This window comes from Buchnera aphidicola (Meitanaphis elongallis) (assembly GCA_039830015.1).
In the GTDB taxonomy this organism is placed as follows: Bacteria; Pseudomonadota; Gammaproteobacteria; order Enterobacterales; family Enterobacteriaceae; genus Buchnera_B; species Buchnera_B aphidicola_AU.
In genome coordinates this window covers 346,739-373,092 of record CP140033.1, presented here as the reverse complement: position 1 = coordinate 373,092, position 26,354 = coordinate 346,739, and the positions used below count along the sequence as shown (strand labels likewise).

The following is a 26,354-nucleotide window of genomic DNA, read 5'->3' as shown; positions in this document are numbered from 1 at the left end:
GAAATATTTTATAACAAATGTTTAATATATATAATTAAAGACATTAATATTTATTGATAAATGTTTTATATAAAAATTGAAATTTTATATGTGAAATTAGTGTGAAAATAAATATCTTAGCAGAAGAACTAAAAATGAATTAAAATTATGTATAAATATTATGCTCTAAAATAATAACTTAGTTTTAAACAGCATAATTTTTTGAAAAATTATTTAATGTTTTTTTAAATTCTTTATCTATTGGTGCTATGATATCAATAAATTCTTGTTTTTTTGGATGAAAAAAACTAATAGAACTAGCATGTAACAATAATCTTCTGGAAGAACAATTGTTTTTAATTATATTATCCAAATTGATTTTACCATATTTTTTGTCTAAAACAATTGGATGATTAACGTATTGAGCATGTACTCGAATTTGATGAGTTCTTCCAGTAATTGGAGTGATTGACATTAAAGTATTATTAGTATATCTTTTTTTTATTTTAAAACAAGTTTTTGAAAATTTTCCATAGTTATTATTTATTTTAACAATGTGATCATTATTTGATTGGATCTTTAATAAAGGAGCAGTAACATATTTTAAGTTTTTAGGCCAACACCCATGTACTAAAGCTAAATATTTTTTTTTAATTTTTTGTTCTCTAAGTTGTTTATGTAATTCACATAATGTAGAACGTTTTTTAGCTATTATTAAAGCACCTGATGTCCATCTATCTAATCTATGAACTAAATCAAGATATGTATTTTCATGATACAGTATTCTAAGACACTCTATAATTCCATAGTTAATTCCGCTTCCGCTATGTACTGCTATACCAGATGGTTTGTTTAGTATTAGTAGATAATTATCTTCATATAAGATATTATTAGAAATTAAAGACAACAGCTTTTTATTTGCAGTTGTGTTCTTTTTTTCTATACATATATTTGTAATAGGAGGAATTTTTATGTAGTCTCCTATTTGTAATTTATATTTAGGTTTGATGCGTTTTTTATTTATTCTTATTTGCCCTGTTCTTAACATTTTATAAATTTTGTTTTTAGGTAATTGTTTAAATTTGTTGTTTAAAAAATTATCTATTCTTTGTTCTGCATTTTTTTTCGTAATATATGTATATGATAAAGGTAAAATTTTAGTTACCATTGATTATCCTATGTATTATAAAATAAATAAATTTTATAAATATTACAATAATATTAATTAAAATATTTTTTTAATTTAGAGATAAGTTGTAATTATAATGTTTTGAAATGTGTATTTATTGCAATACAATGTATCATCATATATTACATTAGAAAATAAATATACATTTACTGGTTTGAAATAAATATTTCACATATAAAATATGTGAATAATAGTTCATAAAGAAATAACAAAAATTTTTGTGTTTATGTATCAAAATAATTTTAAATTATCATTATATAAATATTAAATATATTTACTTTTTGTTAATGTATAAACGAGATAAATTATAATGAAAAGAATGTTAATTAATGCTACTTCAATAGAAGAGCTCCGTGTTGCTCTTGTAGACGGTCAAAGATTATATAATTTGGATATTGAATGTTTAAATTACAAAAAAAAAAGTCAAACATTTATAAAGGGATAGTTATTCGTATTGAACCAAGTTTAGAAGCAGCGTTTGTTGATTATGGATCGTGTAAGCATGGTTTTTTACCATCGAAGGAAGTTACTAACAAATATTTTTCAGATAATAGTATTAATAAGGTTCATTCTAATATTAGGGATATCTTAAAAATAGGACAAGAGTGTATTGTTCAAATATATAAAGAAGAAATAAGAGACAAAGGTGCTTCATTAACAACTTTTATAAGTTTGGCTGGTAGTTATCTAGTACTTATGCCGAATAGTCCAGGAATTAGAGGAATATCTAGAAAAATTGAAGGAGAACATAGAACATATTTAAAACAGTTATTATTTTTATTGAAATTTCCTAGTAATATGGGATTAATTGTTAGAACAGCTGGAATAGGAAAATCAATAGAGATATTACAATGGGACTTAAATCTTCAATTAAGACGTTGGAATAAAATTAAGAAAATAGCTAAAATTAGTTCTGCACCATGTTTAATTCATCAAGAAAGTAATATTATTATTCGATCTTTACGAGATCATCTTCATCAAGATATTGATGAAATTTTAGTAGACAATGCAATAATATTGCGCTTTATATATCAATATATGCTTTTATTAGGACGATTTGATTTTAAACATAAAATTAAGTTGTATACTGGAAAAGATTCTATATTTAGCTATTATCAGATAGAGTCTCAAATTGATTCTGTATTTCAGCGTAAAGTAAAATTACCGTCTGGTGGTTCTATTATAATCGATGTTGTGGAAGCATTAACTGCTATTGATATAAATTCATCTCACTCTACAAAAGGTTTAGATATAGAAGAAACTGCACTTAATACAAATTTAGAAGCTGCAGATGAAATTTCTCGTCAACTACGATTGAGAGATTTAGGGGGATTAATTGTAATTGATTTTATTGATATGACTACTCCTAGTCATCGCAATTTAGTTATAAATCACTTACGAAGTGTTGTTAAGAAGGATCGTGCACGCGTTAAGATGGGGAACATCTCTAAATTTGGTTTACTAGAAATGTCTAGGCAACGTCTTAGTTCATCTATTAATAAATTTAGTCACTATATTTGTCCACAATGTGATGGGTGTGGAACAATTAAAGATAATAAAATTTTTTCTCGATCTATTTTACATTTAATCAAAGAAAAAATATTTATGGAAAATATGTTTAAAGCTTTATACTATTATTCCTCTGGAAATTTTTCACTATTTTTTTAAATAATGAAAGTATTAAAATATTATTGAAATATTATAATATTCCATAAAACTGTTATAACTATTTACAATAAAATGAATAGAAATGATCTAACATTTTATATTATATATTTACATATATTTGTTAAAATTTAGCACTAATGTAACGTTATTGTCCTAGTTGTATGAATTTTAATCTTTATCATGGAAGATATAAAATATTTATTTTAATTAATAAAACAATATAATTAATCTTATTAAAAAATTAAGATTTAAAGAAAAAATCTAACTAAATATGTCATTTTGATCTTAATATGTTTCTTTAGTATTATACTATTAAAACATTTTAATAATAGAACATTGAATTTTCTAATGATGTTTTAGATAATATGTTAAGTTAATGTTATTTTTTTGTCTCTTGTATTTGTTTTTCAATCATTTTTGCTAATCCTAATCCTTTTTCACTAATTTTTTGAGTAATAAATTGATCGTATATATCTTCATATATACGTTCTTGATTATTCTCAATTAAGGTATTTCTTGGAAAACTATTTCTCATGCTTTTTAGCATCATATAAAAAAATAATCCTTCTACTTGTTGTGCTACTGTCATATGGTTATTAGTATTATATTTATTTTGCATTTGCGTTGATTTCTTATTATTATCAAAATAGAAATTTGAATTAATAAGAAAATAAAAATCGTTGTTCATTAGTTATATAACCTCTAATTTAGCGTGTAAACATCCTGCGTCATGCATGGCTTGCAACATTGATATTAGTTCTACTGGTTTGATTCCAAGGGAATTTAACGCGTGAACTATATTACTGAGATGTATAACTCTATTTATATATTTTAGTTCATCATTATTGTTATGATTTTCGTTCAGGATATGATTTCTTTCTTTTAAATCATTAATCTTCATATTCAGTACAGAATTGTTGAAATACTGTTGTTCATTATTTGATTCGTTAATCGTCATAGATATATTTCCGTGCGCTATTGCGCATGAATTTATTTTTACTTCACGATTCATGACAATATCTCCTGTTTTAGTATTAATAACTACTTTTGCATCTTGGACAGGTAAATCGATATGAATGTTTTGAATTGCAGATAACATACGAACTTGAACCGTGCTATCTATTGGAGCGTATAATTGTATTGTTCTAGCATTGAGTGCGATAGCGGAATGAGGGTACTTAATATTAATTAAATCACTTATCTTTTGAACCATGGTGAAGTCTTCATTATTAAGTTGTAAAGTAATGATCTTTTTTGTTCCAAAATTAGTGTTAATTTCTTTTTCTATTATTGCTCCATCGAGTATTTTCCCACTGTTATATTGATATTCTACAGTTTTCTCAAATGTATTTTTAGGATAATACTCTTCGTTTACTGTAACATTACCTTGAGCAACTGCATATATCTTATTATCAGTGCTTCTTAAAGGAGTCATCAATAATGTTCCTCCTTTTAGGCTCTTTGCGTTTCCAATGGAAGAGACAATTACATCTATTTTTTGTCCTACATGGATAAAACTTGGATATTTAGCAGTTACTATTACTGCTGCAATATTTTTTAATTGCATATTTTTTTCTGCAGAAAATCCAATTCCCAATTGAGCTAACATGTTTTTAAGAGCATGAACGGTATATGGAATATAATTGGTATCGTCTCCAGTCCCGTTTAAGCCTGCAATTAAACCATATCCTATTAGTTGATTTTCACGAGTTCCTTGAATAGTTATTAGATCTCTTATTTTTTCTGCATGAATATCTAAACTAATTAAAAAAAACGTTATAAAAATACATTTTAATAAAAATTTTTTTAACATATAGCTTCCTTACATTATTTATATCAATGATTAGGTATTTTGTAATATATATTAATATTTCAAACAATTGTATAAAAATGTTTTGTTACTTTCTTTGTTATTATTTTTAAAAAGATAAAATACTTAAAAATAAGCGTTGAAACCACCCAACGTTAAGTCCCTTATTAATAAATCCATCACTGATGTATTCAATGTGAGCGTCAGCTATTTGAGTGGAAATTACAGAATTGTTTTTAGAAATAGTACGAGGATTAACTATTCCAGAAAAATATATTTTTTCTCCTTCTTTATTAATAGAAATATTTTTTTTTCCTGAAACTACTAAATTTCCATTAGGTAAAACATCACAAACTGTTACTGTAATCAATCCTACAAATGTGTTATTTGCAAAAGAGCTTTCTTTTCCAGTAAAATCATTATCGAAAAAACTGTGTAATCCAGCTCTATTGTCATAGTTGTTTTTTGCATGATTGCCTCCAAACGTTATTCCAAGATTAGATTTACCATTATGAACTAAATTATTAGATGAGTTATTACTTGCGCTAATATTTTCTTGTAAAATTACGGTTAGAGTGTCTCCTATGTTATGAGGTTTGTAGTCTTCAAATAACGGTTCGACATGACGATTGTTAATATCTTCTTGCTGATACTCTTGATAATCTAAATAATTACTCGAGTTTTGCCATATTGAAGATGAATTAGAAGGTTTCGATTTGTTTTTGTTAAAAATAGTTTGTGTATTTAAAACACAACCGTTAAGCATTATACAAAGTATAAAAATTAAGTAACATCTAATTTTGGAATTGAACAATGTAGTCACGAAAATATTAATCCTTAGTAGTTGAAATTAAACAAACGTTTTTAGTAATATATTTAAATTATATACTACAATTGAGACAATTTTTGTAACATTTGATCAGCTGTAGTGATCACTTTACTATTAATTTCATAAGCACGTTGTGTTTGTATCATGTTTACTAGTTCTTCTGCAATATTCACATTAGAAGTTTCTGTATATCCTTGATACAACAATCCTGTTCCATTTAATCCAGGTGTTGTAATAATAGGATTTCCAGAAGCTCCCGTTTCTCGATACAAATTTTCTCCTAAATTGGATAATCCAGAGTTATTGATAAAATTTACGAGATGTAATTGTCCAATTAGCACTGGTTGAGATTGATCTTGAGTGATAACAGTAACTGTTCCATCTCTTCCTACTTGCATGTTAATACTATTAGGTGGAAGAGTCATTATTGGTTGCACAGGAAAACCACTATTGGTCACTAATTGTCCTGTTTGATCTATTTGAAAGGATCCGTCTCGAGTATATGCGAATCCTCCATCTGGAAGTTGTACTTGAAAAAATCCATTTCCGTTTATAGCAATGTCTTTATCAGAATCAGTTTTGGATAAGTTTCCTTGATTATGGATTCTTTCTGTAGATACAGGTCTTACTCCTGTTCCTATTTGTAAACCAGAAGATAAAGTTGTATCTCCAAATGAGTTTGATCCAGGTTGTCGTGTTATATGATAAATTAAATCTTCAAAAATAGCTCTAGAACGTTTAAATCCATTAGTACTTATATTAGCTAAATTATTAGAAATAACATTCATATTAATTTGTTGTGCATCTAATCCAGTTTTTGCGATCCATAAAGATGGTATCATACAAAATATTTCCTTTTTAGTTATTAATATTTAAAGATTTGTTAATAAGTTGTATGTTTTCGTCTAATCTATTTAAAATTTTCATTTGCATATCAAACTTTCTGGCATCAGAAATAATATTGATTATGTTTTCAGAAGAATTTACATTACTATCTTCTAATGTTTGAGATAATATTTTTACATTTGGATTATCTTTAACTTGTAGATTATATTTACTATCATTGTTGATGAAATACAACCCATTTCCTCCATATGTTAAATATTTGGCGTCAATTTTTGCTAATTTTATTTTTTCTAACTTTTGATTAGATGTTTTATTATCTTGTACAATTTTTATTGTTCCGTTAGACAATATTTTAATATCAGCATTGTATGGTATAACTATAGGTCCATTTTGTCCCGCAACTATGTTGTTTTGACTAGTTAATTGTCTTTTTGAATTGATGTTTAAATGTCCATTTTTAGTGTAAGCTATATCGCCATTGTCAGTCTGTACTGTAATCCACCCATCTTGATTTATAACAGCGATGTCTAAAGATTGCATAGTGTTATGAAATGATCCTTGAGTTAAATCATATTTTTTACTATATAAATCATAATGTTTTTCTGTGTTCATATCTTCTGATAATACTGTATAAGAGCGTAATTTTGATTTAAATCCTGTTGTTGAAATGTTAGCTAAATTGTTTGCTAATATTTCTTGGTTTTCTAGTATTTTTTTAGCAGAAGTCATAGCAGTGTATATTGACCATTCCATAAATTTTTTCTTCTAGTATTTTGAAATATGTTCTTTGTTTTACATATGATAAGAGACACACAATATTTAAAATTTATGCTTCATTCTGAATTAAGAAATATATACCGTTAACAAATATTACAGTTTATTGTATATTTGAAAACATTATAATTAATAACTATGAAATTTCATAACTATTATATAAATTTATTGTAATGTCTCAAACGTTGTTTTTAAAATTATATATGATAATACAATATATCTAATGATTTTAAATAATTAGCTTATCATTTTTCGAAACGTGGAAACAAGTTATAATTTTAAAACTATAATTTTATTGCCCAATTGTTAATGTTTTCATAATCATAGATTTCGCTGTATTTAATATTTCTAAATTAGCTTGATAACTTCTAGATGTTGCAATAGCACTCACCATCTCAGTAATCAAATTAACATTAGAAATTTTAGCAAACCCTTTAGAGTCAGAAATTGGGTTGTTTGGGTCATATATTGTTTTTAATGGAGTAGTATCTTCTACTATATCTTGTATTTTTACTCCTCCATACCCAGTATTACGAGAGGTATCAAACTTTAAAATAACTTTTTTTGCTATATATGGATATAATTTTCCATGTCTATTCACTAAACTATCGATGTTAGCTAGATTGTTTGCATGTACGTTCATTTTTTGAGATTGTACAGTTATTGCTGAATTTGCAATATCTAATATTCTTAATAAAGACATAAATTATCCTTTTAATACGTTCATAATATTTTTAAATTTATTGTTGATAAAAGCAATGTCTATTTGATATAGTAAACTATTATTTATAAACTTTAATTTTTCGATATTTATGTTTTTTTCTTTGTTGTTAGTAACAAGATGACTTTTTATGATTTTATCGTAATTATTGTATTTTGTACTGTTTAGATTAGAAATATGTTTTCCAGATGTTAATTTTAATTCGCATTGCGATTTAAAATTTTTTCTTTTAGTGATCATCTCTAAAGTTTTTGAAAAATTAAAATCTAGTGGTTGATGATGCAATGTATCGTTATTTGCAATGTTAGAAGCTAATAGTTCTTGTCGATATGAACGTAAGTTTAATGCACATTCGTTAAAATAAAATTCTTGATTTAATTTATTTAACATTTTGTTTTCCACACACTTAATTAAAATTACATTTTATTGTTTATTTTACAATTTTTAAAACTTTTTATTTATATCAAATAATTTTGCACGTTTTAGTTCAGCAATTGATTTATATTGCAATAGTGTTTTGTTGTTTCATTTTATGAGCACAAAATTATAATATTCCAATAAAACACATAGTCAAAATTATTTTAAACGTTACTATTATAACGGAAAAGTGTATGATTTTAAAAGTATGTATTGTATTATGTTTATTATTTTTGGTTGTTTTTCAAATACAAGCTGATACTTTACCAGAATATCTTATTAATTTTATAAAAAAAAATAATCCTATTTATTCTAACAATATGGATATTATTTTATATAATTATCTTCCTTCTAAAAAATGGTCCGCATGTTCTTTCCCTAAATTTATCCCTTTGAATACGTTTAAATCATCAGAATTAATTAATATTAAAGTCGTATGTGGTCATATGCACCAATTTATTCAAGTTAAAGTCCGAATTCGAGGAGAATACATAGTAGCTTCTAGAAATATTAACAAAGGACAAAAAATAACTGATCAAAACATTTCTATTAAATATGGATATTTAGATCATATCTTGTTGAACACACCTTTTAAAAAACAACAATCGTTATATTTAACCAATTTAAAAAATTCTAAAAAAAAATGTACATTAGCAACTAAACATTCATCGCAGCCCACATGGTTAATTACAGCTAATCAAAAAGTTTCAGTTACTATTAGAGGTTTAGGATTCATTATTATGTCTGAAGGACAAGCAATGAATCATGCATTTAAGAATAAGCCAGTCAAAGTAAAACTAGATAATGGAAAGGTAATATTAGGAATAGCAAATAGTCACAATAATGTTATTGTCAATAAATAACGTTTTATTTTATTGCCCATTTTATTGTTCTTCCAGCTAAAAATGGTATAATACTTTTTTTTCCGATTAAAATGCTATTAGGTATTTTCCATGTTTTTCGAATAAATGTGATAGTATTTGTATTTTCAGGAAGTGAATAGAACGAAGCACCATTTTTTGAACAAAAAGATTCAAAATGATTTAAAGCATTCATTTCTTCAAATATTTCTACATATATTAATAATGCTGATAATGAATTAAAAATCCCAGCTGATCCACAACTGTTTTCTTTATAGTGGGAATAATGAGGTGCACTATCAGTGCCTAAAAAGAATTTTTTATGTCCACTTGATATTACTTGTTTAAGAGCGTTTTGATGTGTTTTATCTTTTAGTATTGGAAGACAATATAGATGCGGTCGAATGCCATTTGACAACATATTATTTCTATTGTACATTAAATGATGTGGCGTAATTGTTGCTCCTACGTTGTCGTTAATAGATTTTATATAATCAACTGCTTCTTTAGTGCTAATATGTTCTAAAACAATTTTTAATTTTGGAAAGCATTTTTGTAGTTTAATCAAAATTTTGTCAATAAAAACTTTTTCTCTATCAAATATATCAACGTTTTCATCAGTTACTTCTCCATGAATTAATAATGGCATTCCTATTTTTTGCATGCGTTCTAAAACAGGAGTAATAGATTTTAATTTTTTAATTCCGTTCTGAGAATAACTAGTACTATTTTGAGGATACAATTTAGCAGCAAAAAAAATTTTATTATAAAAAGCATATTCAATATCATTAGGATTAGTATTTTCAGTTAGATAACATGTAATTAATGGTTGAAAAGTAGAATCTTTTTCTAATGCGTTTAAAATGCTTTTTTTATAATTTTTACCAGAATTTATGGTGGTAATAGGAATTTTTAAATTGGGCATAATGATAGCTCTTTGGTAAAAATTACTAGTATACTTTATTACTTTTTTTAATATTTCTCCACTTCTGAAGTGAACATGCCAATCATCAGGTTTCTTTATAGTGAATTGTTTTAATTTAATCATATGATTATCCGTTATGTCATAATTTTTATTGTAGTTATTTTATGAAATAATTGTGTACTTTATAGAAATTATATCGATTAATTTTTAGAAAATCTAAAATTTTTTAAATATTTTAATAAGTTAAAATAATATTTAGAATCTACTAATAACTCTTAAATTAAGTAGTAAATAATGAAAAAGGTAGTATTATGAGCATTTTAAAATCATTGATATCATTAAGTGCTATAACCTTTTTTTCTAGAGTATTAGGATTTATAAGAGATGCACTTATTGCATATGTTTTTGGAGCATCAGGATTAACAGATGCTTTTTTTTTATCTTTTAAAATTCCAAATTTGTTTCGTAGAATTTTTGCAGAAGGTTTATTCTCTAAAATATTTATTCCTGTTTTATCAGAATATAAAAATACTTGTAATACTAAATTCATAAAAGAACTCATTTCTAATGTATTAGGATATATAACTTTTTTTTTAAGTATTTTTATAATTTTAGGAGTATATTTTTCATCAAGAATAATTTCGGTAATTGCTCCTGGTTTGAGTAAAAATTCATATGAATTTTATTTGACAATAAAATTAATTGAAATAATTTTTCCTTATATATTTTTTATTTCTTTGAGTTCATTTATTGGATCTATTCTTAATACTTGGAATTATTTTTTTATACCTGCTTGCTCTTCTGTTTTATTCAATATAAATATGATTGTATTCATAACGTTTGTTTCTCCATATTTCAAGATTCCTATTTTTTCTTTAGCTTGGGCAGTTTTATTAGGTGGATTCATTCAATTAATTTATCAAATTCCAGTTTTGAAAAAAATAAATATTTTTGTACTACCAAAATTTAATATTTATAATATTAGATTTTTAAAAAATTTTAAAAAGATTGGTATAATTATTATTGGAATGTCAATTAATCAAATTTCGGTAGTCATAAACACTATTTTTTCTTCGTTTTTGATCTCTGGTTCTATATCTTGGATCTATTATGCTGATAGATTAGTAGAGTTTATTTCTGGAATTGTCGGGGTATCTTTAGGAACGATACTTTTACCTGTACTATCTAATGGAAAAGGTAATACTAGAGAGCAAGAGAATTCTAAAATATTAAATTGGGCACTTAAAATTGGATGTTTAGTGGCTATTCCAAGTTCTTTTGCTTTAGCTATTTTATCAAATGCAATAATAACTGTATTGTTTAAGTATGGACATTTTTCAATTTTCGATGTTACTATGACAAAAAACATTTTAGTATTTTATTCAATAGGATTAATTCCGTTAGTTTTGATAAAAGTTTTGTTGCCTGCATTTTATTCAGACAATGATTTTACAAGTCCTACAATAATTTCCATTTTCGTGTTGATAATAACACAATTTATGAATATCATTTTTTTACCTAACTTTAAACATAACAGTTTTGCATTGTCAACTAGTATTGCCGCTTGGTTTAATTTGTTACTATTATATTGGATATTATTTAAAAAAAAATATTTTTTTCTCCAGTCTGGGTGGTTAATATTTTTAATAAAAATTTTTGTTTCTGTTATAGTTATGGTTTCTACTTTATATTTAAATTTAAATGTTTTTACTAGTTGGAATACAGGAACAGTTCCATTTAGATTATTTCAATTGATATCTATTTGTTTTTTATCTGGATGTAGCTATTTAATGTCATTGTTTTTGTTAGGATTTCGTGTGCATCATTTTTTATTTGTTATATCAAAAAAAAATAAATTTTAAAAACGTTTTGGAGGAAGAGGGATTCGAACTCTCGGATGATTTCTCATCGGCGGTTTTCAAGACCGCTGCCTTAAACCACTCGGCCATTCCTCCCATACATAGGATATTTGTTTCAAATTAGTAGTATATAATATTTATTATAATTTTTAAAGAAATTCTTTTTTTTATTAATTTATAATTTGTTTTTAAAAAACGTTTATATTCAAATTATTTTAATTAATGTCAAAATGCTTGTAATTTTCAATTAATATTGGTAAAATTTGATTGTATGGCGCGTTGACAGATCGGTTATGTAGCGGATTGCAAATCCGTTTAGCCCGGTTCAATTCCGGGATGCGCCTTTATTTTTTATCATGAATTCATAGGCCCAGATGGTGAAATTGGTAAACACAAGGGATTTAAAATCCCTCGGCTATATAGCTTTGCGGGTTCAATTCCCGCTCTGGGTATAAATATTTAATATTATTATGTTAGTGCGCAACGTTCTTTATATGCTTGATATACTTTAAAATTAATATTTTTTTTTAATATATTGTATTTAGAAAAAGTATTTTTAAAAAGTGAGCGACAAGAAACGTTTGAGTTAATTACAATTCTTATTTCACCTCCTAATTTTAAATATTGCATTGAATTAGTAATTATAGTATTTATACAGTTTAAGTTTATTTTTAAGTTGTTATGTAAAGGAGGATTTGACATAATCAAATTAAATTTTTTATGAACATTTGAGTAGACATTACTTGGAAATATATCCCCTTTAATGTTATTAGATTTTAAAGTAAGACGACTGGATTCTAGTGCAGCTATGTTTGTATCTATCAATGTCAGTTTTACTTTTTTTGAGTGTCTAGCTAGTAATGCTGATAATATTCCTGAACCGCATCCTATATCTAATACATTTCCTTTTATCAATTTTGTAAACGTAGATGCTAATAATTTAGAACCTGCATCAATTTTATTGTAACTAAAAATTCCTGGTATAGTTTTTATATTAATGAAATTCCATGTTTTATTGTATATAAATTTATTAAATTGAAATTTAGGCCTTACAATTATTTTTCCAAAAAATAGAAGACAATGTTTTGCAGAGTCTATTTTTTCTAATTTTATCCACTTTTTCAATAAATTTTGAGCAGTATTTATTCCACTATTTTTTTCTCCAATTAAAAAAATAGAACTTTTTTTAGGTAATAACGAGAAGATCCATTTTAAATGGAATGTAGCTTCAATTTTATCTTTTGGCCAGAAATATAATACAGTGTCAGTATTTAAAATGATTTGTTTTTCTTCTAATAAAACAAATTTTACTACGTGTTTTGTGTTTTTTAAGTTGAACCAATTATTAAAGTGTTGAGTATATATTACAACGTTTTGATTCAATTTATTTAGATATAACTCACTGTTTATGTTTCCTGACATAAACATTTTTTTTTGAAACAAATGTATGTTTTTTAAAAAAAGTTTATTTGTGTTCGTCATAATTTCATAGTTTTTTTATTTTAATAACTAATTCAATTATATATTGAAATAATATATTTTATATTATATATTTTTCTATGATACTATTATAATAGTCTATAAAAATGTTTTTATAAAATTTTGCATTTTTGCTTCGTAAAATTATTTAGATAATGTTTTAACAAAATGGAGTACATATATTATGTGCATATATGACTTATGAGTAAGAATATAAGTGTTTTATCTTTTAAAGTTCTATTTAACTGAAATTTTTAAATTATTGTAATTAAAATAGCAACATATTAGTTTATAAAACATGGTTACTTCTATGATATGCCGTTTAGTATTCAAATATTAAAACATTATTTAAATAAAATTGGAAATTATTTAAAACTTTTATAGCAAAAGAATTAACAACGTTTTAACATCTTAAGTATCGCTTAAAATAATGAAAATTTTACCATTTGAATTAAAAGAAAATGTTTTTAAAATGTTGGTTCTTTATTTAAATACTAATTCAATTATATTAATACGTAAAGAATTAAATAAAAAGGTTAAAATATCTCCTAATTTTTTCAAAAATTTACCTATAGTAATTGACATCACGAAATTATCTAGTATAGAAAATTGGAATAACATAAAAGAACTGTTTGTTTCATTTAACTTTCATATTTTGGGAATCCGTGGTTGTTACGGAGAAGTTTTTAAAAACATAATTATGAAATCTGGATTACCGATTTTATCTAAAGAAAAAAAGTTAATTTGTTATGTTAATCGATGTCAGTGCAATAACGATAATATTGTTCATTTAAGTAATAACAAGAAAACTAAAATTATTGATTTTCCTATTAGATCTGGACAAAAAGTTTATGCTGTTCATTCTGATTTAATAATTACTAGTAATGTAAATCCAGGATCAGAAGTAATAGCAGATGGTAATGTTCATGTTTATGGAAGTATGAGAGGCAGAGTATTAGCAGGAGCTAAAGGAGATATTACATGCCAAATATTTTGTTTAAACTTTTTTGCAGAACTAATTTCTATTGCAGGAGAATATTTGTTGATCGATCAATGTTCTTCGAACTTAATAGGATACAGTGTTAGAATTTATATAAAAAATGGAAAATTAAACATTTTAAAACTCGATTAAAATCATTGAGGAACGTAATGTATGACGCGTATCATTGCAGTGACATCAGGTAAAGGAGGTGTAGGAAAAACCACTTCTAGTGCAGCTTTAGCAACAGGTTTCGCACAAAAAGGGCAAAAAACAATAGTGATTGATTTTGATATAGGATTACGAAATTTAGATTTAATTATGGGATGTGAACGTAGGGTAGTGTATGATTTTATAAATGTAATTAATGGAGACGCCAATTTAAATCAAGCACTAATTAAAGATAAAAGAACAGATAATTTATTTATTCTTCCGGCATCTCAAACCAGAGATAAAAATTCGTTAACAAAATTAGGTATAAATAATGTGTTTCAGGAACTGATCGAAATGGGTTTTGATGTTATTATTTGTGATTCACCAGCTGGGATAGAATCTGGAGCAATCTTAGCAATATACTTTGCAGATGAAGCAATTGTCACTACAAATCCCGAAATATCTTCCATAAGAGATTCTGATCGTATGTTAGGTATTATTGCATCGAAGTCCAAACGTTCAAAAAATAAATGTGATCCTATAAAAGAACACTTGCTATTAACTCGTTATAATCCAATTAGAGTAAATAGAGGAGAAATGTTAAGTACAAAAGACGTGTTAGATGTTTTAAGAATACCATTGATTGGGGTAATTCCTGAAGATTCTTCGGTCTTAACAGCTTCTAATCAAGGAAAACCTATAATTTTGAACTCAAAATCTCATGCTGGGCAAGCATATTATGATACTGTAAATCGTTTATTAGGTAACAATATTCCTTTCAGATTTATTAAAGAAGAAAAAAAAAGTTTTTTAAAACGGTTATTTAGGAGATAAATATGGCTTTATTAGATTTTTTTTTATCTCGAAAAAAAAATACTGCTAATATAGCAAAAGAAAGATTACAAATTATTGTCGCTGAGCGTAGAAAAAAAGATGACGAACCAAATTATCTTCCTGAATTAAAACGAGAAATTCTACAAGTAATTTGTAAATATATTAAAATAGATCCAAAAATGATTTCAGTTCAATTAGATCATAAGGGAAAAGATATTTCTATACTAGAACTAAATGTTACTATTCCAGAGTAAGTAGCATATAAACATGTTAATGTTTATTAATAAATATATTTTTAACGATTAATGTTTATTAATCCAGAATTGTGATTCTGGATAATAGATGTATATTTTAGTAAACTCAATTAATTTTTATATAGAGAACTACATAAATGTATTATTTTATAAAGAATAAATTGGAGATATATTGTGGAATAGATTATGTTTTTGACAGTTTTTATACGATAAATATAAAGAAATAATAAATTTTGATTGCGGAAATGAAATATTGGTAAATATCAAATTTTTATAAATGTTTTTTGAAAATAAACTTAAACAGTTTCCAATTATTATCCACGAATCGTTTAAAGTCAAAAGTTTCTTGGCTGTTTCTTCAATAGCAAGTATTTGTACATATTTTTTATCTATTCCAAGATGTTCCTTATTTTTAACATATTGTATGAAACATACTTGTGTGTTATTTTTTTTTAAAAGAATTAATATCTTATTTTTTTTAAACTTCTTCCAAGCTTGTTCTACCATTATTGATATAGTAGAAAACGCAATAATTGGAATATCTAACCCTAATGTTAAACCTTGTGCTACAGCAATAGTTGTTCTGATTCCTATAAAGTCCCCTGGTCCTTTGGAAATGATTATCACACTTATTTCATTTAAGTTTAAAGAATTGATTTCTAATGCTTGTTTTATCATAGGTAAAATATATTTAGTTTGGTTTTTATTACATATTTTATTTTTACTATAAACATTATTTTTATGTAATACTGCGACAGAACAGTTGGACATCGAAGAATCGAATGCTAAGATAGTTTCAGACATATTTTTTATCTTATTTTAGTTATTCGTACTAAATTAATACGGTATTGTGTTGCTTCTACAATATAGAATTTTAAAGGACGAATATAAATTGTTTCTCCTGGTAAAGGTAGTTGTCCTTTTTGTGCAATTAATAATCCGGCTAGAGATGCATAATCATTGTCTTTATGGACTAAATTAGTAGTATTTAAGCATTGCTGTAGAGAATGTAAATCTGTTCCACCTTTTACTAGCCAACTATCCTTTTCAATAATAATATCAGGAGTTTCATCTGCATCTGGAAATTCTCCAGCAATAGCTTCTAAAACATCTAATGGTGTAACTAAACCTTGAACTACGCCAAATTCATTAGTTACGATGACTAAGCTCCCTTTAGAACGTCTTAATACCCCCATTAAATTAATTGGATCAATGGTATCGGGTATAATTATTGGGGCAATAGCGGAACAAAACTTTACTATATTTACTTGGTTTTCTATTGCTATTAATAGTTCTTTAGCTCGCACAATTCCTATTACTTCATCAAGTTTCCCTTGACAGACAGGGAACAAGCTATGAGGAGTGTCTAATAATTGTGTACGAATTTTGGAAATAGGTTGTTCTATATCGACCCAAGAAATTTCACTTCTAGGAGTCATAATGCTTCGAATTGATCGAACAGCCAAAGTCAGTACGCTATTGATCATATATCTTTCTTCTTCTTGGAATTCTGTCGTATCTGAAGAAGATGTTTTATATAAAGTGTTTTTTTCTTTATCGTTCATTATAGGAATTACAGTAGCATTTTTAAATTGATCTCTAATCATTAATCTTAATATAGCTTCTGCAGCTCTCTGTCTCATAGGTCTCCTGGATTGATGTCGAATAAAATTTCGGCGTGCAATTTGATTAAATAACTCTATGATAATAGAAAAACTGATTGCAGCATATAAATATCCTTTTGGTATAAAAAATCCTAGTGCTTCTGATACTAAGCTAAATCCTATCATTAATAAAAAACTTAAACATAAGACTACTACTGTTTGATGCAAATTAATGAATTTTATTAAAGGTTTGGAGGCTATTAACATTAAAGCCATAGCAATAATTACTGCAATCATCATAATAGGTAAATTATTTACTATACCTACAGCAGTAATAATGGAATCTAGAGAAAATACAGCATCTAAAATTACAATTTGAATTACTATAGTCCAAAATCCAGCGTAGTTCTTATCATTTTCATCCTGGTGTATATTATTGTCTAATCTTTCATGTAGTTCTATAGTTGCTTTAAATAGCAAAAAAAAACCACCAAATAGTAATATTAAATCACGTCCTGAGAATGAAAAATACTCATTACTAATTATTGTTGATGTTAAAGTTACCATCCATGACATAAGTGAAAGTAAACTTAATCGCATTAAAAGTGCTAAACTTAATCCAATTAAACGAGCTTTATCTTGTTTGCATGGTGGTAATTTTTTTGATAGTATAGCTATGAAAACTAAGTTATCAATACCTAACACTACTTCTAATATAATTAATGTTGACAGACCTGCCCAGCTTGACGGATCTAAAAAAAGTTCCATTAGAAGCTCCGTAAAATAATAGGACAGAAAAAATTCTATTTTGAATCAATAACAATTTTATCATTAATAATAACTAATCATAAATATTGTAATTTAACTTAATTTATATAAGTTCTTTATGTTTAGTTCTTTAGATGTAGAATGCTTAAAAACAAAAGTCTTGTAGAGTTTATTGCATACAACGATTTTCATATCACAATTTTTAAGTTAATATCATTTTTTTACAGAAAAGATATTAACAATTTATACTTAATAAGCAATTTTTTGTATTGAAATCATGTAATGATAATACATATTAGTTTAAAAGATCTCAATTTTTTATTTTTAAATACTTAACTATACGCTATTATGGTTTTCATACTTCAATAGTACTTAATGTCTTTAATATTTCAATAAATGAAACTCTATTTTTTATAATATTATAGTGTTTTTGCATTAAAGAATCATAAAATATATAAAAATAATTTTTTTTAATGTGTTTAATAGTTAAAATTATTATATAATATGTTGTTATTCAAATAAATAATGACATACAAATACTATTGTTTGTTTTAAAAATGAAAATTATTATAGATATAGTTTACATATATTTTTGATTGTAAAGAGCATTGATACGCTGTTCTAATGATGGATGCGACATAAACAAATCTAAAAAATTACTTGACCTTCCGTTAATACAAAATGCTATCATGCTACTAGATTCTTGAGGTTCACGACTTAATTTAAGTCTTTTTAGCGCCGCAATCATTTTATTTTTTCCTACTAACTTTGCAGATCCAGCGTCGGCGTAAAATTCACGATATCTAGAAAACCACATAGTTATTATGCTTGCAAAGATTCCAAAAATTAATTCTAGGATAGTAGAAGTAATTATATATGTCCATGTATTTCCATTGTAGTTATTATCTTCGTTTTTATCGTTTGAAAAAATGTGTGATACTATCTGAGCAACAATTCTAGACGCGAATATTACAAAGGTATTTATTATTCCTTGTAATAAAGTCATGGTAACCATATCACCATTAGCTATATGAGTAATTTCATGTGCCAATACTGCTTCAGCTTCATCTTTACTCATGTTATCTAACAAACCAGTAGATACAGCAACTAATGCAGAATTTCTTCTTGCTCCTGTAGCAAACGCATTTATATCAGCAGCACAATATATTGCGACTTCTGGTGCTTGAATACCTACTTTTTTAGACTGATATTTAATAGTATTAATTAACCAATTTTCAGTATTACCGTTTGGATAACGAATTATTTGCCCATTTACAGATCGTAAAGCAATCCATTTTGACATGAACAATGATGTTATAGAACCACCAAATCCAAATATAGTAGACATAATTAGTAATCCATACATACTTTCAGATTTAATTCCTGTAATGCTTAAAATAAAACCAAAAATACACATAACAGCTAAATTAGTTAGTAAAAAAAGAATTATACGTATCATAACTATTTTCCTGAACTTGTTTTTATTAAAAATCAATTTTGTATATATTTTAGACGATAATTTAGTATTTAGCACTTTTAGTAATGTACTTTATGATAATCTACTGCAATTGATATGTATATGTAATTTATAAATTTTATTATTAATTATTTAAAATAACACTAGCAAAGTTTATAATAATAAAATTTGAAAATTATTTTGCATAAAAACTAAAATTCAATATTTTAAAGATGTTTCAATATAATGTTGTGTAAATTTTAAAAATTAATGTTAATTTTATTAATAAAATTATGTTAGAACTAAAGAAGTTATTGGCATATTATATATTGAACTATGAAAATATCACATGTATAATCATTACATTTTAACGATAAATTGATAATGTTTATTGCGATATAATGCATATTTTTAATAAATAGTAGATATAAATATTACCATCTAAAATGATAAAATACTTTTATATTACATTATTTTAAAATTGTAACAAAAATGTTAAATTTTAGCATTTGTTCCATTTATAGCCATCTTTTTTAATCATTTCATGAGATGAATTAGGCCCCCAAGTACCAGAAGGGTATAAATATAATGGATTTTTTTGAAAATTTATAGAATTTAAAATTGAATCAATCCAGTTCCATGCTAATTCTACTTCGTCTCTTCTTACAAATAAAGAACGATTGCCTCTAATGCTTTCCAATAATAATCGTTCGTAAGCATCAAATAATTTCAATTGTTTAAAGTGTTGAGAATAATTGAAATTTAAGTTAGTTATATCCAGATTATAACTAGATTCTAATCCTGGCACTTTATTTAGAATTTGAATTTTTATTCCTTCTTTATGTTGTAAAAATATAGTTATTTTATTTTTAGGTAAATCGTAATGACAGTTATTAAAAATATTAATTGGAATGTCTTTAAAAAAGATAACTATTTCTGAACATTTTTTAGGTAATCTTTTTCCTGTTCTAAGATAAAATGGAACTCCATACCATTGTTTATTATCAATATTTACTTTCATTGATACGAATGTTTCAGTATTGCTATGTATATTCTTTCCTATGTCATCTAAATATGAAGGTAATTTATTTCCATTTATTATACCAGAAGAATATTGACCTAATACTATTTTTTTACAAGTATCATAAGTATTAAATGGTCGCAATGCTTTTAAAATTTTTACTTTTTCATCTTGAATATTGTTGGAATTTAAACTTATAGGTTGAGACATCGTAATAATAGTTAGTATTTGCAATAAGTGATTTTGTACCATATCTCGAATTTGACCTGTACTATTAAAGTATTCTTTTCTTCCTTCAACTCCTATTTCTTCTGCAATAGTTATTTGTACATGATCAATAAAATTGTTATTCCAGTTATAATAGAAAAGAGAATTAGAAAACCTAAAGGCTAACAAGTTTAATATTGTTTCTTTTCCAAGATAATGATCTATACGGAAAATTTGATGTTCTTTAAAGTATTTGCTAATTTCATCATTTATTTTTTTAGAAGTTTTTAAAGAAGTTCCTAATGGTTTTTCTATTACAATTCGTGCAGGTTCAAGGTTTAAATGTACTTCTCCTAATCCTTTGCAAATAGCACTAAAGGTATTTGGAGGCATTGCAAAATAGTTTATAATTAAATTATTAGGTTGATAAAACATTTTTTTTAGTTTTAAAAAACTATGAGTGTCATTCACATCTAAATTACAAAAATCTAAACGAAGAGAAAATACGTTCCATACACTGTCTTCTATCTTCTCGTTCATGAATGTTTTTAATGAGTCGCGTACTATAGCTAAATAATTTTTTTTATCCCAATTAGCACGTCCAACACCAATAATTCTCATATTTTTTGATAATTTATTTATTTTTTCTAATTGATATAAAGAAGGTAAAAGTTTTCTACGAGCAAGATCTCCTTTTGCACCAAAAATAACTAAGTCACATATTATATTCATGTCTTTCATAACTATTTTCCTGGTTATTTTATAATGCTAAACAATTATAATTCTATTATGTTTTAATCTTAAAATTGTTTTAATCTTTGTATTTTTAATAAGACTTTTTTAAAGTTGTTTTGTATAAAGTTTTTGTATTTTACGTATAATAATAAAATTGGTGACTATTTATTTAATACCAATAATAATATATATTAATATTATACCAAACAAAAAATAAAATTGTTCAATTTCTATTTATAGAACTTAAAATTTTTATAATTGAAATATATTATAAAACATTTTAAAAATTAGTTAATGTTAATATATTGTATGTTTCTATTTTAATTAATAATGTTAAAGTTATATATGTATTTTAATATCTTTTATTGTAAGTTGAATTGCTATACGACATAGTAAGTAATTAAAAACGAGAAAATTATGAAAAGTTGTTTTAAGAGAACTAAAATTGTTGCTACTTTAGGTCCATCTACAGATAATAGTTCTGTTCTTACAGAGATGATTCGAGCAGGCGTGAATGTCATTCGATTAAATTTTTCACATGGTACAAAAGAAGAACATAAAATTAGAGCTAAAAATGCAAAAAATATTATGCAAAAATTAGACGTTTATATTGCATTATTAGGTGATTTACAAGGTCCAAAAATTCGTATTTCAACATTTAAGAAGAATAAAGTATTACTTATTTCAGGGAATTTATTTATATTAGATGCGACTTTAGGTTTAAATTTAGGAAACGAAAAACAAGTAGGAATAGATTATAAAAAATTACCTAATGATGTTACTCAAGGTGATATTTTGTTATTAGATGATGGAAGAATACAATTAGAAGTGATAAATACTACTAAAAATAAAATATTTACAAAAATAGTCATAGGAGGAGTTCTTTCTAATAATAAAGGTATTAATAAGTTAGGAGGAGGACTTTCCGCTAAAACTTTAACTGAAAAAGATAAACAAGATATTGAAATTGCATCTGAAATTGGAGTTGATTATTTAGCTATTTCTTTTCCTAGATGTAGTGAAGATTTACACATGGCACGCAATTTAGCATTAAAATTCGGTAGTTCAGCAAAAATAATAGCTAAGATAGAACGAGCCGAAGCAGTAGCCGATCACAACGTTATTGACGATATTATATTAGCATCAGATGCTATTATGGTTGCAAGAGGTGATTTAGGTGTAGAAATAGGTGATTCAGAATTAGTAGGGATTCAAAAAATCTTAATTAGACGTGCTAGACAATTAAATAGAGTAGTAATAACAGCGACGCAAATGATGGAATCAATGATCTTAAATCCTATGCCTACTCGAGCAGAAGTTATGGATGTCGCTAACGCTGTTTTAGATGGTAGTGATGCAGTAATGCTATCAGCAGAAACAGCTTCTGGAAAATATCCAATTGAAACAATAAAAATCATGTCTAAAATTTGTAAAGGAGCTGAAAAAGTACCAAGCATTAATGTATCTCGTCATCGAATCAATGATAAATTTTACGATATTGAAGAAGCAATTGCTATGTCAGCTATGTATACAGCTAATCACTTAAGTGGTATTACTGCCATTATTACTATGACAGAGTCAGGAAAAACAGCTTTAATGACATCTCGAATTACTTCTGGTCTTCCTATTTTTGCGTTATCTTCTCATATTAAAACATTGAAATTAACTTCTTTATATCGTGGAGTTACCCCTATTTTTTTTAATAGTAAAAACTCAGGTGTATTAGCAGCTAACGACGCAATCTTATTATTAAAGCACAAGGGTTTTTTAAATGAAGGTAATTTAGTCATTATTACTCAGGGAGATATCATGGGAAAAGTTGGAACTACGAATACTAGTAGAATTTTAAGAGTATAAATTAAAATAATAACATTTCAAATAATTTAATTTAAAATTCATAATTTGAACTACATTTTTTAAGATTAAAAATTATATTTTTCAAAGATTTTAGATATATTTTTAAATTATTTCCCGATAGTTTTTCTAAAATTACTAATTTTTCTGGATCGATAACTCTATTTTTTAACCATATTTCATAGTGTAAATGTGGTCCAGTCGTACGACCCGTGTTTCCAGAAATTCCTATTTTTTCTCCTTTTTTTACTTTATCACCTACTTTAACTAATATTTTTTTTAAATGCATATATTTAGTTATGTATTGAACATTATGTTTGATTGTGACGTACTTTCCTGCTATCGAACTATATTTAGTTTTTATTATTTCTCCACTTCCTATTGATAAAATTGGAGTGCCTATTGGCATAGCTAAATCTACTCCTTGATGAGAAGAAATTTTTTTTGTTATTGGATTTAATCTATGTGGATTAAAACTAGAAGAGATACGATATTTTTTTAAAGATGGAAATTTTAAGAATGTTTCTGCTAAATTATGTCCTGTAATATCATAGAATTTTCCATTATTTGCTAGAAAACCATAGTAATTAGAACTATTATGGCATATTTTAAAACCTATAATTTTATTTTTATAAATTTTTCTATTAAATATATTTTTTTTAATTAAAATACTAAACGTGTTATTCTTATTTAATTTATGATAATAAATTTGATATTTTATAACATTTATTACGTTTGTGATCTCATCTATATCTAATCCATAACGTTTAATACTTTGTATAAAGTTATTGTACAATGTTTCTCTAACATTTAAATATTCACAATACTTTTGTATATTATAAACAAACATTTTGTTGTAAAAAAATTTTATGTTATGTGCAAATGATTGATATAAGCAGGATTTTTTTTTTGAAATATGTTTAATATATGTGAATAGTTTAATTTTTTATTAGTAGCACAATAATTATTAAAACGATCTAAAAATATGTGATTGTTAAAACACATTGAAAAATTATGTTTTCTTGTATAATCAAGGAACTTAGAATTAATATCAGTTATTGAATGTTTTAGAACAAAATTGTTTTTAAAATAGTTACTATTTATATTTTTTAGTTCAATGTAATAATTACAAGTTTTAGTACTACAATTGATGCATATAATCTCACAAACGATAATCAAAAAAAAATTTAATAAAGATATAGAAAATTTTTTTAAATAAACTAGTAGAATATTTTTACATATATATAACACTTTTTTTCCTATATGTTTTTACTATCGAAATAATATATTATAATATAAATATATATTCTTGTTTTTAAAAAAACTAATTTTATTTAGTTTTTAAAAAATTATAAATATGTAACTAAAAAATAATATTTTATAAATTTATGATTAATGTTGCGAAAGTTATTTTATTTTAATTTCTGTTTTTTGTTTAGAATAATACTATTTTATGATAGTATACTATATTGGTAATTTTACATAATATTGTCAGATATGTCATTATTTATTTCTCTACAAAATATTTCAGTAAATTTCAATAATGTAAACGTCCTTTCCAATATTTCGTTAAATTTAATCTCTAATTGTATTTTAACGTTAATAGGTCCAAATGGTGCAGGAAAATCAACGTTAGTAAAAGTAATATTAAAATTGTTAAAACCAAATCAAGGTATAGTAACATACAATAAAAACTTACGTATTGGATATATACCACAAAAAGTAAATTTTAATACAACTCTTCCTATAACCGTTAATAAATTTATGAGTTTGTTTAAAAACAAAAGATCTATTTTAAATGTACTAAAATATGTAAATGCTATTCATTTAAAAGATATTCCTTTAAAGCAACTATCTCATGGAGAAATACAAAAAGTATTATTAGCTCGCGCATTATTAAATAATCCTCAATTATTAATTTTAGATGAACCTACACAAGGTATTGATTTTTTAGGTCAGACTATGTTTTATAAGTTAATTAATAAAATTAAAATTGAATTAAAATGTTCTATCTTAATGGTATCACATGACTTAAGTGTGGTGATGTCTAATACAGATGAAGTTATTTGTCTGAATAGACATATTTGTTGTTCAGGCTCTCCAGAATCGGTTTCAAAACATTCAAAATTTATTGCCATTTTTGGGCATTTAGAAAAAAACAAGTTAGCTTTATATCATCATCAGCATAATCATTATCATGACTTTTAAATACATTAGATTTAATATCGAGAGAACACAATTTTTATAATGTGTAAATTCATGCTTTTTGGATGGTTGTCAGGTATATTATTGACCATAGTTACTGGTCCACTGGGTTCGTTTATAATTTGGCGTCGTATGTCTTCTTTTGGAGATACTTTATCTCATTCTTCGTTATTAGGAATTGCATGTGCTATATTATTCAATATTCATCCATTTTATATAGTATGTTTTATTATTTTTTTATTTGGAATATTTGTTAGTTGGCTTGAAAACAATTCTTCTTTATCTTTAGATACTATTCTTGGAATTATAGGATATAGCTCATTATCATTAGGTATGATAATAATGAATATAGTATCAAACACTCAGAAAACACATTTTACAAACTATTTATTTGGAAATTTATTAGAAGTAACTTATTTTGATTTAATCATTATATTTTTTAGCTGTCTAACAATTTTCATTATTTTATTAAAATATTGGGATCTTATGTTATTAGTTACCATCAATTCAGATTTAGCTAAAGTAGATGGAATTAACACGAATAAAATTAATTTTATTTTAACATTTTTGATTGCAGTAACTATTAGTATCGCTATAAAATTTGTAGGATCTTTAATTGTTATATCATTGTTACTTATCCCTTCCGCAACGGCACAACGTTTTTCTTCTTCTCCAGAGAAGATGGCTATTCTCTCAACTTTAATAGGGATGATTTCTCTCACAGGGGGAATAATGTTTTCAACGTTTTATAGTATTCCTGCTAGTCCTACTATTGTATTATTTTCAACCAGTATATTTTTACTTAGTAATGTAAAAAAATGAGTTAAGTCTTAAATTTAAATTTTTACTTTTTAATTACTTACGTAATCATTTATAAATATCTTCTAAAATAAAGTATTTATATGCAGTTAGTTGTACGTTTTATTTA

The 26,354-nt window shown here is 25.2% G+C and carries 23 protein-coding genes, 3 tRNA genes and 1 pseudogene; 11 read left to right on the top strand and 16 right to left on the bottom strand.

Going from position 1 to position 26,354, the window contains the following annotated elements:
• Positions 1-184: 184 nt before the first annotated feature.
• The gene (locus U0T58_01615; protein ID XBC42102.1) at positions 185-1,147 is read right to left on the bottom strand and encodes an RluA family pseudouridine synthase; all 963 of its coding nucleotides are present in this window, start codon (positions 1,145-1,147) and stop codon (positions 185-187) included.
• A 331-nt stretch (positions 1,148-1,478) separates the two neighbouring features.
• Between U0T58_01615 and U0T58_01610 the strand changes: the two are divergent.
• A pseudogene (locus U0T58_01610) lies at positions 1,479-2,819 on the top strand (Rne/Rng family ribonuclease).
• Between the two features lie 396 nt (positions 2,820-3,215).
• Here U0T58_01610 and U0T58_01605 read toward each other — a convergent pair.
• From U0T58_01605 to flgB, 7 genes are all read right to left on the bottom strand, one after another.
• Positions 3,216-3,455: a rod-binding protein gene (locus U0T58_01605; GenBank protein XBC42101.1), complete on the bottom strand. Its 240-nt coding sequence runs from the start codon at positions 3,453-3,455 to the stop codon at positions 3,216-3,218.
• Between the two features lie 72 nt (positions 3,456-3,527).
• Entirely contained in the window at positions 3,528-4,649 is a 1,122-nt protein-coding gene (locus U0T58_01600) for a flagellar basal body P-ring protein FlgI (GenBank protein ID XBC42100.1), read from the bottom strand.
• A 106-nt stretch (positions 4,650-4,755) separates the two neighbouring features.
• Positions 4,756-5,412, bottom strand: a complete 657-nt coding sequence (locus U0T58_01595; protein ID XBC42099.1) for a flagellar basal body L-ring protein FlgH — start codon at positions 5,410-5,412, stop codon at positions 4,756-4,758.
• Between the two features lie 122 nt (positions 5,413-5,534).
• Complete coding sequence (gene flgG / locus U0T58_01590; GenBank protein ID XBC42098.1) at positions 5,535-6,317, bottom strand: flagellar basal-body rod protein FlgG; 783 nt, start codon at positions 6,315-6,317, stop codon at positions 5,535-5,537.
• Between the two features lie 16 nt (positions 6,318-6,333).
• Entirely contained in the window at positions 6,334-7,074 is a 741-nt protein-coding gene (locus U0T58_01585; GenBank protein XBC42097.1) for a flagellar hook-basal body complex protein, read from the bottom strand.
• A 313-nt stretch (positions 7,075-7,387) separates the two neighbouring features.
• Positions 7,388-7,798: a flagellar basal body rod protein FlgC gene (gene flgC / locus U0T58_01580; protein ID XBC42096.1), complete on the bottom strand. Its 411-nt coding sequence runs from the start codon at positions 7,796-7,798 to the stop codon at positions 7,388-7,390.
• A 3-nt stretch (positions 7,799-7,801) separates the two neighbouring features.
• The gene (gene flgB, locus U0T58_01575) at positions 7,802-8,206 is read right to left on the bottom strand and encodes a flagellar basal body rod protein FlgB (GenBank protein ID XBC42095.1); all 405 of its coding nucleotides are present in this window, start codon (positions 8,204-8,206) and stop codon (positions 7,802-7,804) included.
• Between the two features lie 221 nt (positions 8,207-8,427).
• Here flgB and flgA point away from each other — a divergent pair, with 221 nt between their 5' ends.
• Complete coding sequence (gene flgA / locus U0T58_01570) at positions 8,428-9,096, top strand: flagellar basal body P-ring formation chaperone FlgA (GenBank protein XBC42094.1); 669 nt, start codon at positions 8,428-8,430, stop codon at positions 9,094-9,096.
• Positions 9,097-9,100: 4 nt separating this feature from the next.
• Here flgA and pyrC read toward each other — a convergent pair whose 3' ends face one another.
• The gene (gene pyrC / locus U0T58_01565; protein ID XBC42093.1) at positions 9,101-10,141 is read right to left on the bottom strand and encodes a dihydroorotase; all 1,041 of its coding nucleotides are present in this window, start codon (positions 10,139-10,141) and stop codon (positions 9,101-9,103) included.
• A gap of 188 nt (positions 10,142-10,329) precedes the next feature.
• Here pyrC and murJ point away from each other — a divergent pair, with 188 nt between their 5' ends.
• On the top strand, positions 10,330-11,880 hold the full coding sequence (murJ, locus tag U0T58_01560; protein ID XBC42092.1) for a murein biosynthesis integral membrane protein MurJ: 1,551 nt from the start codon (positions 10,330-10,332) through the stop codon (positions 11,878-11,880).
• A gap of 8 nt (positions 11,881-11,888) precedes the next feature.
• Here the strand turns inward: murJ and U0T58_01555 are convergent.
• Positions 11,889-11,973, bottom strand: a tRNA-Ser gene (locus tag U0T58_01555).
• A 177-nt stretch (positions 11,974-12,150) separates the two neighbouring features.
• On the opposite strand from U0T58_01555, the gene U0T58_01550 reads away from it, so the two are divergent.
• Together U0T58_01550 and U0T58_01545 are read left to right on the top strand one after the other, a co-directional pair.
• Positions 12,151-12,221, top strand: a tRNA-Cys gene (locus U0T58_01550).
• A 24-nt stretch (positions 12,222-12,245) separates the two neighbouring features.
• Positions 12,246-12,329: transfer RNA gene (locus tag U0T58_01545), tRNA-Leu, on the top strand.
• 16 nt (positions 12,330-12,345) lie between these two features.
• Here the strand turns inward: U0T58_01545 and rsmC are convergent.
• Complete coding sequence (gene rsmC / locus U0T58_01540) at positions 12,346-13,299, bottom strand: 16S rRNA (guanine(1207)-N(2))-methyltransferase RsmC (GenBank protein XBC42091.1); 954 nt, start codon at positions 13,297-13,299, stop codon at positions 12,346-12,348.
• Positions 13,300-13,786: 487 nt separating this feature from the next.
• Between rsmC and minC the strand changes: the two genes are divergently transcribed.
• Genes minC through minE form a run of 3 tightly spaced genes read left to right on the top strand, consistent with a single transcriptional unit; the run spans position 13,787 to position 15,576 of the window.
• Positions 13,787-14,488, top strand: a complete 702-nt coding sequence (gene minC, locus U0T58_01535; protein ID XBC42090.1) for a septum site-determining protein MinC — start codon at positions 13,787-13,789, stop codon at positions 14,486-14,488.
• Between the two features lie 21 nt (positions 14,489-14,509).
• Positions 14,510-15,322 carry a septum site-determining protein MinD gene (gene minD, locus U0T58_01530; GenBank protein XBC42089.1) on the top strand — a complete coding sequence of 271 codons (813 nt, stop codon included), beginning with the start codon at positions 14,510-14,512 and terminating at the stop codon, positions 15,320-15,322.
• Between the two features lie 2 nt (positions 15,323-15,324).
• Positions 15,325-15,576: a cell division topological specificity factor MinE gene (gene minE / locus U0T58_01525; protein XBC42088.1), complete on the top strand. Its 252-nt coding sequence runs from the start codon at positions 15,325-15,327 to the stop codon at positions 15,574-15,576.
• Positions 15,577-15,723: 147 nt separating this feature from the next.
• Here the strand turns inward: minE and tsaB are convergent, their stop codons facing one another.
• From tsaB to zwf, 4 genes are all read right to left on the bottom strand, one after another.
• Positions 15,724-16,380 (bottom strand): tRNA (adenosine(37)-N6)-threonylcarbamoyltransferase complex dimerization subunit type 1 TsaB, encoded by a 657-nt coding sequence (gene tsaB, locus U0T58_01520; GenBank protein ID XBC42087.1) that lies wholly within the window; start codon positions 16,378-16,380, stop codon positions 15,724-15,726.
• 5 nt (positions 16,381-16,385) lie between these two features.
• Positions 16,386-17,948, bottom strand: coding sequence for a TerC family protein (locus tag U0T58_01515; GenBank protein ID XBC42086.1), 1,563 nt, complete (start codon positions 17,946-17,948; stop codon positions 16,386-16,388).
• Between the two features lie 580 nt (positions 17,949-18,528).
• Positions 18,529-19,407, bottom strand: coding sequence for a protease HtpX (htpX, locus tag U0T58_01510; protein XBC42085.1), 879 nt, complete (start codon positions 19,405-19,407; stop codon positions 18,529-18,531).
• 499 nt (positions 19,408-19,906) lie between these two features.
• Positions 19,907-21,373 carry a glucose-6-phosphate dehydrogenase gene (zwf, locus tag U0T58_01505; protein XBC42084.1) on the bottom strand — a complete coding sequence of 489 codons (1,467 nt, stop codon included), beginning with the start codon at positions 21,371-21,373 and terminating at the stop codon, positions 19,907-19,909.
• Positions 21,374-21,784: 411 nt separating this feature from the next.
• On the opposite strand from zwf, the gene pyk reads away from it, so the two are divergent.
• Positions 21,785-23,224, top strand: a complete 1,440-nt coding sequence (gene pyk, locus U0T58_01500) for a pyruvate kinase (GenBank protein ID XBC42083.1) — start codon at positions 21,785-21,787, stop codon at positions 23,222-23,224.
• A 31-nt stretch (positions 23,225-23,255) separates the two neighbouring features.
• Here pyk and U0T58_01495 read toward each other — a convergent pair whose 3' ends face one another.
• Positions 23,256-24,017, bottom strand: a complete 762-nt coding sequence (locus U0T58_01495; protein XBC42082.1) for a peptidoglycan DD-metalloendopeptidase family protein — start codon at positions 24,015-24,017, stop codon at positions 23,256-23,258.
• A gap of 701 nt (positions 24,018-24,718) precedes the next feature.
• On the opposite strand from U0T58_01495, the gene znuC reads away from it, so the two are divergent.
• A complete protein-coding gene (gene znuC / locus U0T58_01490; protein ID XBC42548.1) occupies positions 24,719-25,429 on the top strand; it encodes a zinc ABC transporter ATP-binding protein ZnuC in 711 nt (236 codons plus the stop codon).
• A gap of 51 nt (positions 25,430-25,480) precedes the next feature.
• Positions 25,481-26,248, top strand: coding sequence for an iron chelate uptake ABC transporter family permease subunit (locus U0T58_01485; GenBank protein ID XBC42081.1), 768 nt, complete (start codon positions 25,481-25,483; stop codon positions 26,246-26,248).
• The last annotated feature ends 106 nt before the right edge of the window (positions 26,249-26,354 follow it).